Raw genomic sequence first — 18054 nt, 5'->3', positions numbered from 1 at the left:
AAAACAATTCAGATCAAATAAATATGCAAAAAAAAACAGCAGCCATACTGATAAATAACCTAGCACCAGGGGGGGCGGAGAGAGTCACTACTAACCTAACCAAACACCTAATAAAACTAAATTATAATATACTATTAATTACAGTAGACCAACCCCAAAAAGACCTGTACACCGTAGACCCATGCATCAAAAGAATCTGGATTGAAGAATCATTAAAAAGAATAAAAACATTTAAAGAAATAAGAAGGATTATATTCTTACGAAAGCAGCTAAAAAAAGAGAAACCTGACTTCATTATTGGAATGATGTCAAAACCATCAATCATGGCAATAATTAGTGCAGCAGGCCTTCCAGTTGCCACAATAGTATCTGAAAGAAATTTCCCAGGGAGAAAGAAATTATCAATCCGATGGGGGATACTTAGAAAATTACTATATAGATTCGCTGATGCGCATATAGCTCAAACATACAAAGGCAAGATATGGATAGAAAAAAACACGGGCGCCAAAAATATTCACGTCATACCAAATGCCGTACATTGGCCTCCAGATACGTTTGAACCAATCATACATCCTGACAGGATAATCCCAAAATCTCGAAAACTACTTCTAGCTGTAGGGTCAAAAACACATCAAAAAGGACTCGATATATTACTTGAAGCATTCCAAAAAATATCGCAAAGACACCCTGAGTGGGATTTAGTAATCCTAGGATACAAGCCTAAAGAAAAAAAAAACAAGCACAGGATTAAAATTGAAGAAATCATACTCAACCTACAATCTGAGAATAGAATACACCTACCTGGTCCAGTGGGAAATATCGGCGAATGGTATCTCCGAGCTGAAATATTCATATTAAGCTCACGCTATGAAGGGTTTCCTAACGCCTTACTAGAAGCAATGACTGCGGGCTGTGCATGCATTGCAACTGATTGCGAAACCGGCCCTAGAGACATTATTGACCACAAAATCAACGGACTATTAATAAAACAGGAAAGCTATTCAGATCTAGCCAAAAACATTGAAAAACTAATAAAAAGCGAGGAGTTACGCAAACAGCTTTCTCACAATGCAAAACAAAAAACTAAAAAAAAATTCAACCCAAAAATAATATACAGCATGTGGGAAAATGCAATAAACTCAGCATTAAAAAATAAACATCAGAAAACCTAAAGATATAATAATTTTTCGAGAAAAATCTTGCATAACATAAATAATAAAGTCGCAATATTCGCACCTTACTTCGACAATGGCGGAGTAGAACGAATGCTGGTTAACCTTGCGTGCGGACTAAGTAAGCGAGGGATACCCGTTGATTTTATCGTCAATCACAGCCATTCAGAATTCCTTAAAGACTTAACTGAACCCATTAAGCTTATAAAACTTCAAGAGAAAAACAAAATTAAAATCATAAAATCCTTCACAAAATATATAATTAATACACAACCAAAAGCCATACTTAGCGCAAAAGAAGATTGCGACATAATAGCTACGCACGCATGGAAAAGATCGGGCAAACAGTCAAAGCTTTACATTCGTGCCGTAGTGAACACAACCCAACAAATGATGTATCGCAATATTATACGGCGCTACTGGTCTGCCTGGATATCACGAACAATATATCGGAATGCTGACGGAATAATTGCTGTATCCAGGGGAGTGGCAGATGATATTTATAAAATTTCAAAACCAAATATTGAACGCATTCACGTTGCACCGAACCCAGTCATTACCTCGGATTTATTCAAAAAAGCCCAGGAAGAATTAGATCACCCTTGGTTAACAAACCATGATAAACCGGTAATTCTTGGCGCAGGCCGATTAGGTCGCCAGAAAAACTTCTCCATGCTTATTTCCGCTTTTGCAAATGCACGCGCAAAACGCCCAATGCGTTTAATCATATTAGGAGACGGCAGAAGGCGTGAACGCCTACTTAAGCAAGCAGAAGAACTAGGTATTGCTAATGACGTTTTTTTACCCGGCTTTGTAAAAAACCCTTATGCATGGATATCCCGTGCCGACTTATTTGTGCTTTCCTCTCTATGGGAAGGGTCGCCTAATGTACTTACCGAAGCAATGGCATTAGGCATACCAGTCATTTCAACAGACTGCCCATCAGGCCCCAGTGAATTATTGGGCAATGGAAAATATGGAATGCTCATACCTATAAATGACATAGATTATATGAGCCATGCCATAATCAATACCTTAGACAAACCGATCAAAGCCGAAGACCTACAAAAAGCTGTAGAGAATTACACCTTGGAGAATAGCGTCAACAACTACATGAGAATCATGAAACTGAACCCATCAAAAATACATAGTGACACATGATACTTACGCGATAAATTTCAAGCTAGAAGGAAAATTTGATGTGCGGCATTGCAGGCTTTATTTCAAGATCAAGAAATATCAGCAAATCTAAAACCAATCAAATTCTTGACCGACTGAATCACAGAGGACCTGATGACAGAGGAACATGGTCCTCCGATAATATCACATTGGGTCATACCAGACTTGCGATTATTGACCTTGAATCAGGACATCAGCCCATTGCCACACCGGACAATCGCGCCGCCGTAGTCGCAAATGGCGAGATATACAACTATATTGAAATCAAAGAAAACCTATCCAGAGAAGGCATACAATTCACCACAAACTCCGATTCAGAAACCATCCTGCAGACATATTTGAGACATGGAACAAACGGAATAAATCAGCTGCACGGGATGTTCTCTTTCGCCATATATGATCACAAAGAATCTCGACTGATCCTTGCTCGAGATCGACTCGGAATGAAACCTTTATATTATGCTGAACTACCTGAAGGGATCGCCTTCGCATCTGAATTAAAAGCCCTCAGGCCACTACTCGGAAATAACGTAAAAATAAACGAGAATTCACTCATCCAGTATTTGCAAAACCAATTCAATACAGGAAGAGATACAATCTTCTCCGGAATCAAAAGAGCGCTCCCAGGAGAGATCATCACCATAGACAAAAAATTGAATATACATCCAATAAAATACTGGAGCCCATCTTCGATAAAAACAAGAAAAATTACGCAGAATGAGGCTTGCGAAATATTCACCCCACTTATGGATTTAGTCATCAATGAGCACATCAGATCTGATGTACCATATGGCTTATTTCTTTCCGGTGGCGTGGATTCCGCTGTTCTTTTGTCTCTGATTCAGGAAAAACAAAGCCGCCCACTCCGAACCTTCTCAATAGGCTATAAAAACTCAAGCCTAAAGAGCGAACTAGCCGGGGCGCAAAGAATGGCAAAACTATTTAACTCCGATCACTCAGAAATAGAAATTGATTGTGGCCAGGTTTTTTCACGCCTACCTTTTGCAACATGGGCAACAGATGATCTAATGAGGGACTACGCAACCCTTCCAACATCAATACTTGCAGAAAATGCGGGGCAAGAATTAAAAGTCATTTTCAGCGGCGAAGGAGGAGACGAGGTTTTTGGAGGTTACGGGAGATACCGTGAAAACCCTCTGCTATCTTCACTCAAAAACCTTATCAATCCAGGTAGCGGTGGTTTTCGAACACGCGGCCAATGGCGAAACCCCGCCCCAAATAAAATATTCTCAAAAACCTTGATGCAAGCATCGAATGCTGCTAGAGAACCATTTCAAAGGGCTTGGAGTTCTGCGCCTTCACATTGGTCAGCACTTTCAAAAAAGCAGTACGTCGACATTACAACCGCACTCCCTGACAACCTTCTTGTCAAGGCGGACCGTATACTCATGGCTTCATCAATAGAAGGCCGAACACCCTTTCTCGATCATCGCATAGTTGAATTTGGATTATCACTCCCCGATAATTTAAAATGCAGCAAAGCAACAGGTAAGGTCCTCCTTAAAAAGTGGGCTGAAAGATACATACCAAATGATCACCTTTACGAAAAAAAACGTGGCTTTCATGTACCTGTTTCGGAATGGCTCAACAATACTTTGCTGGATCGACTGGAAATCTTACTACCTAAAAATCCAGGCATTCAGGAATGGTTTTCACCTGAAGAAGTCAAGCGGCTAATACACTCACAAAAAAAACGTAAAAACGCAACCAGAGAAGTATTTTCTTTGCTTCAATTTGCAATTTGGCATCACATATTTATTGAAAACGATGGAGCTAACCCAGCCATGGATTCGGACCCCATGGATTGGATATGAAGCCTAACTCTCATGTCATGAAAATTTCACTCAAGACCCAGCCGGTAAAATTTCAATGCCCAAAACAGCCCATCTAGCCATCTTGATTTCACTTTCGGGAGAAGGTGGCGTAGAACGAATGGTGTTGAACTTAATACGCGCAATAAGTGACAAAAAATTCGCCATCGATCTTTTGCTGATAAGAGAAGAAAGTCGCCACCTAGCTGAACTTCCATCCAACGTCAACATCATCCGCCTGGGCACCCGCCACAGCGCCCTGAGCATCGCCCCCCTGGCCCGCTACCTGCGGGAACACCGCCCGGCCCTGCTGTTGGCCGCCAAGGATCGGGCCGGTCGGGCGGCGCTCAAGGCCCGACGGCTGGCCGGCGTGGACACTCGCATCTTCATTCGCCTGGGTACCACCCTGTCGGAGGCACTGGAGGGGCGTTCGGGATTGAGAAAATGGATGCGTTACCGCCCCATGCGTCGGCTCTATCCCCTGGCGGACGGCATCATTGCGGTGTCCCGGGGTGTGGCCGATGATGTGCGCGGGATTACCGGCCTGCCCGAAGAGAAGGTGCATGTGGTGCGCAATCCGGTGATCACCCCCGACCTGGAAACCCTGGCCGCCGAGCCCGCCCCTCATCCCTGGCTGGAGGATGGGGGTGATCCGGTGATCATCGGCATGGGGCGACTCACCCGGCAAAAAGACTTTCCCACCCTGCTGCGGGCCTTTGCCGGGATGCAGGCGCGTCGGACGGCGCGCCTGATCATCCTGGGGGAAGGCGGGGATCGGGAAGCCCTGACGGCCCTGAGCCGTTCACTGGGTGTGGCGGATCGGGTAATGATGCCCGGTTTTGCCGCCAACCCCTATGCCTGGCTGAGTCGAGCGCGCCTGTTCGTACTGTCGTCGGCCTGGGAAGGTTCTCCCAACGCCCTCACCGAGGCCATGGCACTGGGGCTGCCGGTGGTGTCCACGGATTGTCGCAGCGGACCGCGGGAGATCCTGCGGGACGGGCGATACGGGCCGTTGGTGCCGGTGGCGGATGTGACCGCCCTGGAGGACGCCATGGTCAGGACGCTGGAAGCGCCGTTGCCGGCCGATGAGATGCGGGCGGCAGTGGCGGAATATCGGGCACAGGTGAGTGCCGAGCGCTATCTGGCGGTCATGGGGCTGGAGGCGCCTTGACCGAATGGCAACAGACTTTTTCATAATTTCAGACACAAACCCGGACTTTCATTCCCCATGCTTCTGTCCCTGAAACACAACTTCCTGTTCATCCACATCGCCAAGACGGGCGGCACCAGCGTGCGGGCGACCCTGTCGAAATACCGCTATCAGGGTCCCTGGGGCGTGCCCATGTTCCTCGCCAACAAGCTGGACCAGATCTCCGGGCATCGCATCGGCGCCAAGTTTCCCCGTCATGCCAAGGCCATTGCCGCCCGGGAAATGCTGCCGGCAGAGCTCTATGACGGGCTGTTCAAGTTCGTGTTCGTGCGCAACCCCTGGGACCTGCAGGTGAGCTCATTCTTTCATATCCGCAAGGAACGGCCCCATGTGCTGGAAGGGGTGGAGACCTTCGAGCAATTTGTCAGGCTGAAATTCGATCCGGAGCGCCCCTGGAACTACATGCTGGACACGTCACGGGAACTGCAGCGGGATTATGTGGTGGATCTGCGGGGGAACCGGATCGTGGACTTCATCGGCCATTACGAGTCCCTGCAGGAGGATTTCGACACCATCTGCGACCGCATCGGCATCCCCCGGGTCGCCCTGCCCCATCGGCGCAAGGCGGAGGGGCGGGACGACTTCCGTCGCTACTACACCGACGAGACGGCCCGGATGGTGGGGGAACACTACCGGGAGGATATCGAGATGTTCGGCTACCGGTTCGATGGCTGAATACGGGCAGTTTTCCCTCAGGCCACATTGCGCCGGCGCTCCGCCAGCATGATCAGGCGCCGGTAGAACAGGGCAACGTCCTCGCTGATGCGGTCCACGTCGTACTGGCGGGCAAACCGGCGGGCCTGGGCCGACAGCCGGGCCCGCAGCACCGAGTCCTCCAGTAGCGCCTGCAACCGCCCACCCCATTCAGCGGGATGCTCGCCGGTCTTGTAGCCGTTGATGTCGTTCTGCACCACGTCGTCGATCCCGCTGGAGCGCAACGCCACCACCGGCAGACCGGCGGCCATGGCCTCCAGGATCACCATGCCCTGGGTCTCCGCCTGGGAGGCAAAGACGAAGACATCGGCCAGATGGTAGTAATCGGCCACCGCGCCGGGGGGCACGGCGCCCACCAGGGTCACGGTGTCCGACAGGCCCAGTTCCCGGCAGCGCTGCTCCAGATGGCCCCGCTCGGGTCCTTCTCCGATGATCAGGAGGCGGAAGGGGATCGTCGAATGGCGGCGCACCCAGGCCACGCCCTGAAGCAGGAAATCAATGTTCTTCTCCTTGCTCAGGCGGGACACGGTCACCAGCAGCAATTCATCCGCCGGGGCATGGCGGCGGCGCAGCCGGTCCACCCGGTCTTTGTCCACCGTCTGCAGGGCCTTCACATCCACGCCGGTGGGCTTCACCAGGATCTGTGAACGCACTCCGATCACGTGCAGATATTCTTCCGCGGACAGGGTGGGCACGATCACGCCGTCGCACTTACTGCCGAACCGTTCCACCAGATAGTGGGAAATGAGGTTCCTGAACAGCATCCCCGGCACCGGCACATAGTGGGCGAAATGCTCCAGGCGGGTATGGTAGGTGTAGACCACGGGCACCTTCAGCCTCCGCCCCAGCCACAACCCCAGGGACCCCAGCCAGAAGGGATGGTGGACATGGATGATGTCCGGTCTGAAGGCCCTCGCTTCACGGAACAGCCGGGGCGACAGGAGATTCGCCAGCCGGAAAGATCCGCCCTCGCCCCAGGCCAGCAACGTCGATACCCGCAGCACCCGGGGGTCCGTCTCCACCCCCTCCCCGTACCGGGGGGCCACCACCCTCACCTGGGCACCGCCCCGGGTCAGACCGTCCACCAGGCGCTGAATGGAGATGGGCACCCCACCGATGAAGGGCAGATAATTATTGGTGAACATCATCACCCGCGGAGGCCGGGTGGCAGGCGGCACATCCTCCAGCTCGAAATCCCGGTAGTAATTTTTCTCCACGAAGATGGCCCGGTAGAGCCGGATCGCCACCAGGATCACCACGCACACCAGCAGCAGGAAATTGACATAGCCCACATAGAACAGGGAATGGATGATGAACCAGAGGTTTTCCAGCAGGCGCAGGGCCTGGTTCTGCACCGGGTCCACGGGGACCGCCCTGATGTCCACCCCTTCGGGCCCCACATCCACCCGCACGAAATGGTGGTAGCTGGCTTCGCCGCCGGACAACAGGCCGCCGCCGCCCCCGGTCACCACGAACTGGGTGCCATCACGGAACCGGCGGTCATAGACGGGCAGCGAAGCCGAAAACACCGCATCCACCCCATAGCGCTCGAACAGGCGCAACAGGTCCGACCTGAACGCTGGGTGTTCGGAGAGATTGAAGGCATCGGGGTCGTGCATGATCTGCTCGGGCAGGACGGGCTCGCCCAGGAAGACGAACAGGTGCCGCACCGTCCGCGACAAACTCTCCAGTTCCCCTTCCAGCCAGCGCCGCTGCCAGGAATGGGGGGTCTTGCCGGTCACGTCCAGGAAGATGAAACCGGCCTCGCCCACGGAAAAGGAGAAAAAGTAGGGGCCGAAGTAGTCATAGAAACGGAAACTGCCGAACTCACTGTGTTCGGCCTCGCCGAAGGTCAGCAGATAGGGGATCTGTAACCGCCCCAGGGTGCCGTACAGGGCCTGGTAGTTGTCTTCTCCGCCGCCGCCGACCGCATTGCCCGCCGAAATCATGAACTGTAGATCGGAACGGTTGAGCACGGGGATCATGCGCCGCTCGAACAACCCGATGGAGTTGTTGATGTTTCCCACCACGGCGAAGCTGAAGGCCTCCCGTCCGGCCAGGGTGGCCTCGATTCGCTCCAGTTGCTCCACATGAAGGGCCTCGAAACCGGCCTTGAAAAAACTCAGATAGAGCTTGTAGCCCACCAGCAGGATGAGCAGGCACAGAACGATGAAAAAGGCGATGCCGAGGGTGCGCTTACGTGGGTTCACGGCGGGAAAGATCCTTGCGGAACAGGTGCAGCAGATCCCGGTGAAGGATGATCAGACCGACGATCATGCCCAGATAGATGGTGAGAAAGCGCCAGGCCAGAACCACCAGCAGCAGGTGCCCACCCGCCACCAGTCCGGAGAAAAAGTGCCCGAAACTGCCTTCGGCGATCCCCGACGCCCCCGGCGTGGGGGCGAAGTAGCTGATGAATGTGGTCACCACCTGAATGGCCAGCACCTGAAGGTAGTCCACTTCGTAACCCAGGGCATGGAGCAGGATGACGGGAAACGAAAACAGCACCACCAGAAAGACCAGGGTGCTGAACACCGCCATCAGGGGAAAACGGCGGCCTCGCGCCAGAAAGCCCCGGAAACCATGGCGCAGACGGATCAGTTCGCGGCGCATCCGATAGTGCCAGCGCCGCTGCCTGCCCGGCTGGATGAGACCACCGGTCGCCAGTAGCCCCAGCAGGGCATCCAGGGGGCGGGCCAGCAGCCGGGTGTGAAAAATGCAGATCCACAGGAAGCCCAGGTAGAGGAAGATGAACACCCCCAGGGCGAGGGCCAGCGCAGTACTCCAGGCCACCTTGTCGGCCACCGAGGGGACCGCCATCAGGACCAGGGGAACCGCCGCAAAGATCATCACCATGGCCAGGGTGGTGCGGATGGTGGTGGCGGCGGTGGCGGTACCCAGAGGCATGCCCGCCTGCCGCAGATACAGTACCTGCACAAAGCCCCCGCCGGTGGCCAGGGGCGTGATATTGGAGACAAAGAGGTTCACGAACACCAGGCGGGTCATGCACCCGAACCCCGGCCGGTAACCCAGGGCGCGAACGGTGAAATAGAGCCGCAGGCCGTCGGTCAAAAAGTATAAAAACAGCAAAAGCGTGCAAAAGGCCAGGATCTGCGGGGAAAGCAGCCGGGGATCCAGCTGTACGGGGGTATCGTCGAAAAGGAGGTAGACCAGCCCGGCCCCGGCCAGGGTGAAGAGGATGAACAGGGAGGCAAAGGCCCGCAGACGCCGCTTTTCAAAGAGGCGGGACAGGCGATCAAGAGGGGGTGCGGACATGGCGGCATCCAGATGGCTACGCGGTCTCCTTCCTCCCGGCGGGAGAAGGGTGACAGGCACCGTTTCTCCACGGGGAGGAAGGAGAGTAACCGGATCTTACGGCGCCAGATAGCCCCCGTTGCGAATATGCTCCACGATCAGGTCCGCCGCCGCCTCCGGGGTCATGCGGGTGGTGTCCACATGGATCTCCGGTGACTCGGGGCGTTCATAGGGCGAGTCGATGCCGGTGAAGTTCTTCAGCTCTCCCCGCCGGGCCTTGCGATAAAGCCCCTTGGGGTCCCGGGCCTCCGCTGCTTCCAGGGGGGTGTCCACGAAGATTTCCAGGAACTCGCCGTCCTTGAGCAGTTCCCGGGCCATCTGCCGTTCCGAGCGGAAGGGGGAGATGAAGGCGGTGAGCACGATCAGGCCCGCGTCCACCATCAGACGGGCCACCTCCCCCACCCGGCGGATGTTCTCCACCCGGTCCGCATCGGTGAAACCCAGATCCTTGTTCAGGCCGTGACGGATATTGTCTCCGTCCAGCAGGTAGGTATGGCGCCCTTCCGCGTGCAGCTTCTTCTCCACCAGGTTGGCGATGGTGGACTTGCCCGCCCCCGACAGGCCGGTGAACCAGAGCACGCAGGGCCGCTGCCCCTTGAGTCGGGCATGGGCCTCCTGATTGATGTCCACCGGCTGCAGATGGATGTTCTGGGAACGGCGCAGGGCAAAGTGGATCAGCCCCGCCGCCACGGTGTTGTTGCTCAGGCGATCGATGAGGATGAAACCGCCGGTGTCCCGATTGTCCGTGTAGGGGTCAAAGGCCACCGGCCGGTCCAGGCTGATGTTGCAGACCCCGATGGCGTTGAGTTCCAGCTTCTTCGCCGCCGTGTGTTCCAGGGTGTTCACGTTGACCTGATACTTGATGGTGGTAACCGAGGCGGTGACGGTGCGGGTACCCAGCTTGAGCAGATACTGGCGACCCGGCAACAGGGGTTCGTCGTGCATCCAGATCAGGGTGGTCTCGAACTGGTCCGCCGTCCCCGCCGGTTCCCGGGCGGCGGAAATCATGTCGCCCCGGGAGATGTCGATCTCGTCGGTGAGGGTAAGGGTCACGGACTGACCGGCCACCGCCTGTTCCAGGTCACCGTCCCGGGTGACGATGCGGGCCACGGTGCTCTCCTTGCCCGAGGGCTGGACCCGGATGCGGTCGCCGGGACGCACCACGCCGCCGGCCAGGGTGCCGGCATAGCCGCGAAAATCCAGGTTGGGACGGTTGACCCATTGCACCGGCAGGCGCAAGGGTGCCGCTTGCATGCGGTCCTCGTCGATCTCCACCGTTTCCAGATAGCCCATGAGGGTGGGGCCGCGATACCAGTCCATGTTCGGGCTGGGGCTGACGATGTTGTCGCCCTTGAAGGCGGAGACCGGGATGAAGGTCACCGCCTCCACGCCGATCTGTCGGGCGAAGGCCTCGTAGTCCTCGCGGATGCGGCGATAGACCGGCTCGGAATAGTCCACCAGATCCATCTTGTTGATGGCCACCACGATGGCGCGGATGCCCAGCAGGGACACCAGATAGCTGTGGCGCCGGGTCTGGGTGAGGATGCCCTTGCGGGCGTCCACCATCAGGATGGCGACATCGGCGGTGGAGGCGCCGGTGACCATGTTGCGGGTGTACTGCTCGTGCCCCGGGGTGTCGGCGACGATGAACTTGCGCCGGTCGGTGGAGAAGAAGCGGTAGGCCACGTCGATGGTGATGCCCTGCTCCCGTTCCGCCGCCAGGCCGTCCACCAAGAGGGCGAAGTCGATCTCCTCCCCCTGGGTGCCCCAGCGGCGGGAGTCGGCCTGCAGGGCGGCCAGGTGATCCTCGAACAGCATCTGGGATTCATACAGCAGGCGCCCGATGAGGGTGCTCTTGCCGTCGTCCACGCTGCCGCAGGTGATGAAGCGCAGCAGCCCCTTGTGCTGGTGCAGGTGCAGGTATTGCTCGATGTCGTCGGCAATCAGATCGGAAACGTGAGCCATCAGAAGTAACCCTCCTGTTTCTTCTTTTCCATGGAGGCGGCGCTGTCGTGGTCGATGACCCGGCCCTGGCGTTCGGAGGTGCGGGTGAGCAACATCTCCTGGATGATGGCCGGCAGGGTATCGGCGGTGGACTCCACGGCCCCGGTGAGGGGGTAGCAACCCAGGGTGCGGAAGCGCACGCTGCGCAGCATGGGGGTCTCGCCCGGGTTCAGGGGCATGCGGTCGTCATCCACCATGATGAGGGTGCCGTTGCGCTCCACCACCGGACGCATGGCGGAAAAATACAGCGGGACGATGGGGATGTTCTCCAGGTGGATGTACTGCCAGATGTCCAGCTCGGTCCAGTTGGACAGGGGGAAGACGCGGATGGACTCCCCCGGGTGCTTGCGGGCGTTGTAGAGCTTCCACAGTTCCGGGCGCTGGTTCTTGGGGTCCCAGCGATGCTGGGCGGTGCGGAAGGAGAACACCCGCTCCTTGGCCCGGGACTTTTCCTCGTCACGCCGGGCACCACCGAAGGCCACGTCGAAGCCGTAGTGGGTCAGGGCCTGCTTGAGGGCCTCGGTCTTCATGATGTCGGTGTGGATGGCGGAACCGTGGGTGAAGGGGTTGATGTCCTTCTCCACGCCGTCCGGGTTGATGTGCACCAGCAGGTCCAGCCCCAGTTCCCTCGCCATGCGGTCGCGGAAGGCGTACATCTCGCGGAATTTCCAGCGGGTGTCCACGTGCAGCAGGGGGAACGGCGGCACGGAGGGATGAAAGGCCTTCATGGCCAGGTGCAGCATCACGGCGCTGTCCTTGCCGACGGAGTAGAGCATCACCGGGTTGTCGGCCTCGGCGGCCACTTCCCGCATGATGTGAATGCTTTCCGCTTCCAGGCGTTGCAGGTGGGTCAGGGTCATGGGCTGGTGTGGTTCTCTGGCCTTGGTTGAATGGGCTGTAAACAGGATGCTGCTTTCCCTTCGGGAGATGAATGCTTCATCAAACAGGAGTTTCAGTCACCTGCCGGATTCCCGCGCAAGCGGGAATGACGGGGTCAGGACATGCCGGAGGGAGACCAGAGCCGAAGATCAGTCTTCCAGGGTATAGACCGTGCTGCAGTAAGGGCACACGATGCGCCCGTCCCGGGCGTCCTGGATCGGCAGGTAAACCCGGGGATGAGAGGCCCACAGGGCCGTGCCCGGCGCGGGACAGTGCAGGGGCAGATCACGGCGACTGACGCTGACGGCGGCCTGGGTGTTGGCCGTCGGGTAGGCATCCTGGTTCAGTGCGGTCTGAGGGTTCGGCATGACGGGCTCCTTTGGGTGATGAGGATGAAGGCTGACAGAACCGGAGGGAAGGAACCTTTTGTTATCGTTTTATAGGCTTTCCGAAGCTGTCACTCCCTTATGGGCTTTGCGAAACTGTCACTCCCTTATGGGCTTTGCGAAGCCGTCATTCCCGCGCAGGCGGGAATCCATTCACGGGCTGCGACCATGGACTCCCGCTTTCGCGGGAGTGACGGTGGTGCTCACTGAAAGACAGCAAAACTCACTGCAGGACAGCAAAACTCACTGCGGTGAGGACGACATTCACGGCGTGGCGCCAGGGCTCCCGGCGTGACGGCAGGGGCCGCCCGGCGCTTCCCCTAGACGTAGGTCAGCCAGCCTTCGTGCTTGGGATGACGGCCCTTGACCACGTCGAAATACAGGGCCTGCAGCTTCTCGGTGATGGGTCCACGACCGCCATGGCCGATGCTGCGGCCATCCAGCTGGCGGATGGGCGTGACTTCCGCCGCCGTGCCGGTGAAGAACGCCTCGTCGGCGGCATAGACCTCGTCGCGGGTGATGCGCTTTTCCCGCACCGGAATGCCGCATTCCTCGGCCAGGGTCATGATGGTGCGACGGGTGATGCCGTCCAGGGCGGAAGTGAGCTCGGGGGTGTAGATCACGCCGCCGCTGACCAGGAAGAAGTTCTCGCCGCTACCCTCGGCCACATAGCCTTCGGTGTCCAGCAACAGGGCTTCGTCACAGCCGCAGGCCAGGGCCTCCTGCAGGGCCATCATGGAGTTCATGTAATTGCCGTTGGCCTTGGCCTTGCACATGGTCACGTTGACGTGATGACGGTTGTAGGAGGAAGTCTTGACCCGGATCCCCCGCTCCATGTTTTCCGCGCCCAGGTAGGCGCCCCACTCCCAGGCAGCCACGATGACGTGCACCTGGAGGTTGTCGGCGCGCAGCCCCATGCCCTCGGCGCCAAAGAAGCACATGGGCCGCAGGTAAGCACTCTTGAGCCCGTTATCGCGCACCGCGGCCACCTGGGCGGCGTTGAGTTCGGCGGGGGTATAGGGGATGGTCATGCCCAGGATGTGGGCGGAACGGAACAGCCGGCGGGTATGCTCTTCCAGCCGGAAGATGGCCGGGCCACGCTCCGTCTGGTAGGCGCGTACCCCTTCGAAGACCCCCATGCCGTAGTGAAGGGTGTGGGTGAGTACATGGGTCTTGGCCTCGCGCCAGGGCACCATCTCGCCGTCGTACCAGATCAGACCATCGCGTTCGGCCATGGTGGACATGAAACGTTTCCTCTCGAATTTCGATATGGGGTTCCCGGGTCAGGCATGGGGCGGCACGGAACCCGGCGCGCGCACCCTTCATGATCACTGCTATGTCATCAGGCGTTGCCAGAAGGCGCGCACCTGTTCGCGTTCCCGTGCCCAGTCCGAGGCCGGCACCCTGGCGGGCAATTCCTGCAGGGTCAGCTCGTGAATCCGGTCCCTGAAACTCCGGTAGGTGTCCATCAGGAACAGGGCGTCATCCCTGGGCATCAAGCCGGTCTCGATCAGAGACTCCAGGATGCGGATGTTGTCGGGCCAGGTCGTGAGCTGGGGATGCCGGGCGGCATGGGCCAGAACCAGATATTGCACCATAAATTCAATATCCGCGATACCGCCGGGGTCTCTCTTGAGGTCGAACCACGCGGGATCGCGGGTGGCGTGCTCCTTCCACATCTTTCCCCGCATCTCCCGCACCTCCCCCCGCAGGGCGACCTCGTCCCGGGGCTGTTGCAACACGCGGGCACGCATGGCCTGGAAGGCCTCGGCGATGCGGGCATCCCCGGCCACCGGACGGGCACGCACCAGGGCCTGATGTTCCCAGGTCCAGGCGGAACCAAGCTGATAGTCCTCGAAGGCGGTCACGCTGGTCACCAACAGGCCGGAGGCGCCACTGGGGCGCAGCCGGGTATCCACCTCGTAAAGCCGCCCCGCTCCGGTGAAGACCCCCAGGAAGTGCAGCACCCGCTGGCCGACCCGGGCAAAGAATTCACTGTTGTCCAGCGGGCGTTCGCCGTCGGTCATGGCCTGTTCGCCCCGGCTGTCGTGCAGGAACACGATGTCCAGGTCCGAACCGTAGCCCAGCTCCAGTCCGCCCAACTTGCCGTAGCCCACCACGGCAAAGCCCGGCTCATAGGGTTCACCGTCGACGAGGCAGCGGGGACGACCGTGTTTGGCGATCAGCTGCTCCAGCACCAGGCTCAGTACCCGCTCCAGGACCACTTCGGCGATCCAGGTCAGGTGGTCGCTGACCTTCATCACCGGCAGCACGTCCATGATGTCGGCGGCGGCCACCTTGAGGACCTGAACCTGCTTGAACATGCGCAGCCGGTCCATGACCTGTTCCAGGTCATCCTGTGGGACCTGCACCAGCTCGTCGTTGAGGGCATCCATCAATCCCTGGCGACCGGGGGGCGCATAGAGGCTGCGGGGGTCCAGCAGCTCGTCCAACAGCAGGGGATAGCGGGTCAGGTGGTCGGCGATCCAGGGACTGGCCTCGCACAACCGGGCCAACTGGGACAGGGCCAGGGGGTTCTCCACCAGCAGGGAGAGATAGACGGATCGCCGGGCGATGGTCTGCACCAGCCGCAGCAGGCGTTCCAGGGTGGCGTCGGGGGCCTTCAGGCCGCTGAGAACACCCAGCATCAGGGGCATGAGCCGGTCCAGGCGCTCGCGCCCGGTGGCGGTGAGATTACGACAGGCGCTGCTGTCGCGCAGGTGTTCCAGGCCCGCCAGGGCAGTGTCCGGGTCGGTCAGGCCCAATTCCCCCAGCACAACCAGACCGCGATCCCGGTCCAGGGAACCCAACCACAGGGCCGCCAGATCCCGCTGGGCCTCGGGCTGAGCGGCCTGTTCGCCGTCGTCGTCGGCCCGCTGGGGGGCGGCGAAGACCTGTTCGAACTGACCATGCACCCGACGCATGTGTCGATCCAGGGCCGCCTCGAAGCTGTCCCAATCCTCGAAGCCCATGGACAGGGCCAGACGCAGGCGGTCCTGGTCCTCCCGGGGCAGCCGGTGGGTCTGCTGATCCGCCACCATCTGCAGGCGGTTCTCGGTACGGCGCAGGAAGTCATAGGCCTCCAGCAGATGGCGCACCGCATAGGCGGGCATCAGATCCTGCGCCGCCAGTCGCTCCAGCACGGGCCGGATGCCCCGTAACTGCAGGGAAGGATCACGGCCGGCACGAATGAGCTGGAAGGCCTGGCCGACGAACTCCACCTCCCGGATGCCGCCCTCCCCCAGCTTGATGTCCTGATCCTTGCCTTTGCGCGCCGCCTCGCGGTTGATCAGGGCCTTCATGTCCCGCAGGGAGCCGAAGGCACCGAAGTCCAGATAGCGGCGGTAGATGAAGGGGCGCAGCAGTGCATGGAGCTGCTCGGCGCTGTCTCGATCACCGGCCACGGCGCGAGCCTTGATCAGGGCGTAGCGTTCCCATTCCCGACCATGGCTCTCGTAGTAATCCTCCAGGGCATCGAAGCTCATCACCAGGGGGCCGGTGTCGCCGAAGGGTCGCAGGCGCATGTCCACCCGGAAGACGAAGCCGTCGGAGGTCTTTTCGTTGAGCACCTTGATCAGGCGCTGGCCCAGGCGGATGAAGAACTGCTGGTTGTCCAGGCAGCGTTCCCCGTCGGTTTGACCGGGCCGGGGATAAGCGAAGATGAGGTCGATATCGGAGGAGAAGTTGAGTTCATGCCCCCCCAGCTTGCCCATGCCCAATACCACCAGGCGCTGGGGCCGGCCGCCGGCATCCCGTGGCTCGCCGTGACGGCGCGCCATGTCCCGGTGAAGCCAGTCGAGGGCGCCGTCGATGAGGTGATCCGCCAGGGTGGAGAGGTCATCCAGGGTTTCGTTCAGGGTGGCCGTCCCGGTCAGGTCACGCCAGGCGATGCGCACCATCTCCCGGTTGCGCGCCTGGCGCAAGAGACGCATCAGGTCGGCGTCGTCCTCGGCCGTCGCCAGGGTGTCCCCGACCCGACGGCACATGTCCCCGTCACCATAAGTCCGCTCCAGATCCCCGGACGCCAGCAGGGCCAGGAACCGATCCGGGCGGCGGATGGCCGTGCGTGCGACGAAGTCGCTGTAGTACCAGACCCGGGCCAGGGCCTCGGGCCAGGGACCGGGACTCAAGCCCTGGCCACGGCAGGCGGACAGGTAGTCTTCGGCCAGATTGAGCATGCCCGGCCGGGCCGCCTGGGGGATACCGTCCAGGCACAGGTCTTGAGGGGTGGGCGTGGTCATCCGGCCAGCTTACGAGATGGGAGTCGAGGGTTCAATTTTGTTGCCTCGGAACGGTATCAATCCTGTTCCCGGACGGCTTCGAACTCGGCCTTGCCGATGGACTGCAGATAGGCCTCCCGGCCACTGATCCGACCGGCGTCCAGCAGGCGTCGCAGGGCGCCATCCATGGTCTGCATGCCCACCAGGGCACCGGACTGCATGGTGCCGACCAGTTGTTCGGTCTTGCCCTCCCGCAGCAGATTGGCCACCGCCGGGGTATTGACCAGGATCTCCACCGCCGCCAGGCGACCCCGGCCATCCTGTCGCCGCACCAGTTGCTGGGACACCACACCGCGCAGGGAGGTGGACAGCATGGTCCGGATCTGGGCCTGCTTCATGGCGGGAAAGGCATTGATGATGCGGTCCACGGTGGCGGCGGCACCATTGGTGTGCAGGGTCCCCAGCACCAGGATGCCGGTTTCCGCCGCCGTGACGGCCAGCGAGATGGTTTCCAGATCCCGCATTTCACCCACCAGGATGACGTCCGGGTCCTCGCGCAGGGCGGAACGCAGGGCGGCGGCAAACCCCTTGGTGTGCAGCCCCACCTGACGCTGACTGATCAGACAGCGCTTGCGTTCATGGACGAATTCGATGGGATCCTCGATGGTGATGATGTGTCCGCGCCGCCGTTCGTTGATGTCATTGACGATGGCGGCCAGGGTGGTGGATTTCCCCGAACCGGTCTTGCCGGTGACCAGGATCAGTCCATGGCGATGCATGCCCAGGCTGTTGATCACCGGCGGCATGCCCAACTGGGACAGGGTCAGGGACTTGGAGGGAATGGCGCGAAAGACGGCGGCCAGTCCGCCCACATGCCGGAACAGGTTGACACGAAAACGGGCCAGACCCTCCACGGCATAGGCAAAATCCACCCCGTCATCCCGCTCGAAGATCTCGCGGGCGCCGGGAGGCAGGATCTCGGCCATGAAGTCGTTCAGCGCCTGCCGGGTCAATGGGGTGGACTCGATGACCTGCAGATCGCCGTTCACCCGCATCCGCGGCGGGTCACCGGACACCAGATGCAGGTCGGACCCCTCCGCCGCGATGAGTTTGCCGAGATAATCATCCACATGATGCATGGGC

At 58.6% G+C, this 18054-nt stretch carries 13 protein-coding genes; 5 read left to right on the top strand and 8 right to left on the bottom strand.

Annotated elements, in window-relative coordinates:
• Nucleotides 1-23 precede the first annotated feature (23 nt).
• From LQD11_RS09570 to LQD11_RS09550, 5 genes are read left to right on the top strand one after another with little or no spacing between them, the layout of a single operon-like run.
• A complete protein-coding gene (locus tag LQD11_RS09570; RefSeq protein WP_238617344.1) occupies nt 24-1172 on the top strand; it encodes a glycosyltransferase family 4 protein in 1149 nt (382 codons plus the stop codon).
• Between the two features lie 27 nt (nt 1173-1199).
• Entirely contained in the window at nt 1200-2333 is a 1134-nt protein-coding gene (locus LQD11_RS09565) for a glycosyltransferase (RefSeq protein WP_238617343.1), read from the top strand.
• A gap of 38 nt (nt 2334-2371) precedes the next feature.
• Nucleotides 2372-4186, top strand: a complete 1815-nt coding sequence (gene asnB / locus LQD11_RS09560) for an asparagine synthase (glutamine-hydrolyzing) (protein ID WP_238617342.1) — start codon at nt 2372-2374, stop codon at nt 4184-4186.
• Between the two features lie 55 nt (nt 4187-4241).
• Entirely contained in the window at nt 4242-5354 is a 1113-nt protein-coding gene (locus LQD11_RS09555; RefSeq protein ID WP_238617341.1) for a glycosyltransferase, read from the top strand.
• Nucleotides 5355-5411: 57 nt separating this feature from the next.
• A complete protein-coding gene (locus LQD11_RS09550) occupies nt 5412-6068 on the top strand; it encodes a sulfotransferase family 2 domain-containing protein (protein WP_238617340.1) in 657 nt (218 codons plus the stop codon).
• A gap of 17 nt (nt 6069-6085) precedes the next feature.
• Here the strand turns inward: LQD11_RS09550 and LQD11_RS15700 are convergent, their stop codons facing one another.
• The 8 genes from LQD11_RS15700 to LQD11_RS09510 form a co-directional block, all read right to left on the bottom strand.
• Complete coding sequence (locus LQD11_RS15700; RefSeq protein ID WP_238617339.1) at nt 6086-8317, bottom strand: glycosyltransferase; 2232 nt, start codon at nt 8315-8317, stop codon at nt 6086-6088.
• Entirely contained in the window at nt 8304-9383 is a 1080-nt protein-coding gene (locus LQD11_RS09540; protein ID WP_238617338.1) for a lysylphosphatidylglycerol synthase transmembrane domain-containing protein, read from the bottom strand. Before LQD11_RS09540 ends, LQD11_RS15700 begins: the two co-directional genes overlap by 14 nt.
• Before the next feature lie 96 nt (nt 9384-9479).
• On the bottom strand, nt 9480-11387 hold the full coding sequence (gene cysN, locus LQD11_RS09535) for a sulfate adenylyltransferase subunit CysN (protein WP_238617337.1): 1908 nt from the start codon (nt 11385-11387) through the stop codon (nt 9480-9482).
• Complete coding sequence (gene cysD, locus LQD11_RS09530; protein WP_276315689.1) at nt 11387-12331, bottom strand: sulfate adenylyltransferase subunit CysD; 945 nt, start codon at nt 12329-12331, stop codon at nt 11387-11389. Before cysD ends, cysN begins: the two co-directional genes overlap by 1 nt.
• 123 nt (nt 12332-12454) lie before the next feature.
• The gene (locus LQD11_RS09525; RefSeq protein WP_238617336.1) at nt 12455-12673 is read right to left on the bottom strand and encodes a zinc-finger domain-containing protein; all 219 of its coding nucleotides are present in this window, start codon (nt 12671-12673) and stop codon (nt 12455-12457) included.
• Between the two features lie 338 nt (nt 12674-13011).
• A complete protein-coding gene (locus LQD11_RS09520) occupies nt 13012-13935 on the bottom strand; it encodes a branched-chain amino acid transaminase (protein WP_238617335.1) in 924 nt (307 codons plus the stop codon).
• 90 nt (nt 13936-14025) lie between these two features.
• Nucleotides 14026-16932, bottom strand: a complete 2907-nt coding sequence (gene glnE / locus LQD11_RS09515; RefSeq protein WP_238617334.1) for a bifunctional [glutamate--ammonia ligase]-adenylyl-L-tyrosine phosphorylase/[glutamate--ammonia-ligase] adenylyltransferase — start codon at nt 16930-16932, stop codon at nt 14026-14028.
• 56 nt (nt 16933-16988) lie between these two features.
• Entirely contained in the window at nt 16989-18050 is a 1062-nt protein-coding gene (locus LQD11_RS09510) for a type IV pilus twitching motility protein PilT (protein ID WP_238617333.1), read from the bottom strand.
• Between the last annotated feature and the right edge of the window lie 4 nt (nt 18051-18054).

Origin of the sequence: Ectothiorhodospira shaposhnikovii (assembly GCF_022227765.1) — a bacterium.
In the GTDB taxonomy this organism is placed as follows: Bacteria; Pseudomonadota; Gammaproteobacteria; order Ectothiorhodospirales; family Ectothiorhodospiraceae; genus Ectothiorhodospira.
Note: the sequence above shows the minus strand (reverse complement) of the source record. Positions and strands in the feature narration are given on the sequence as shown.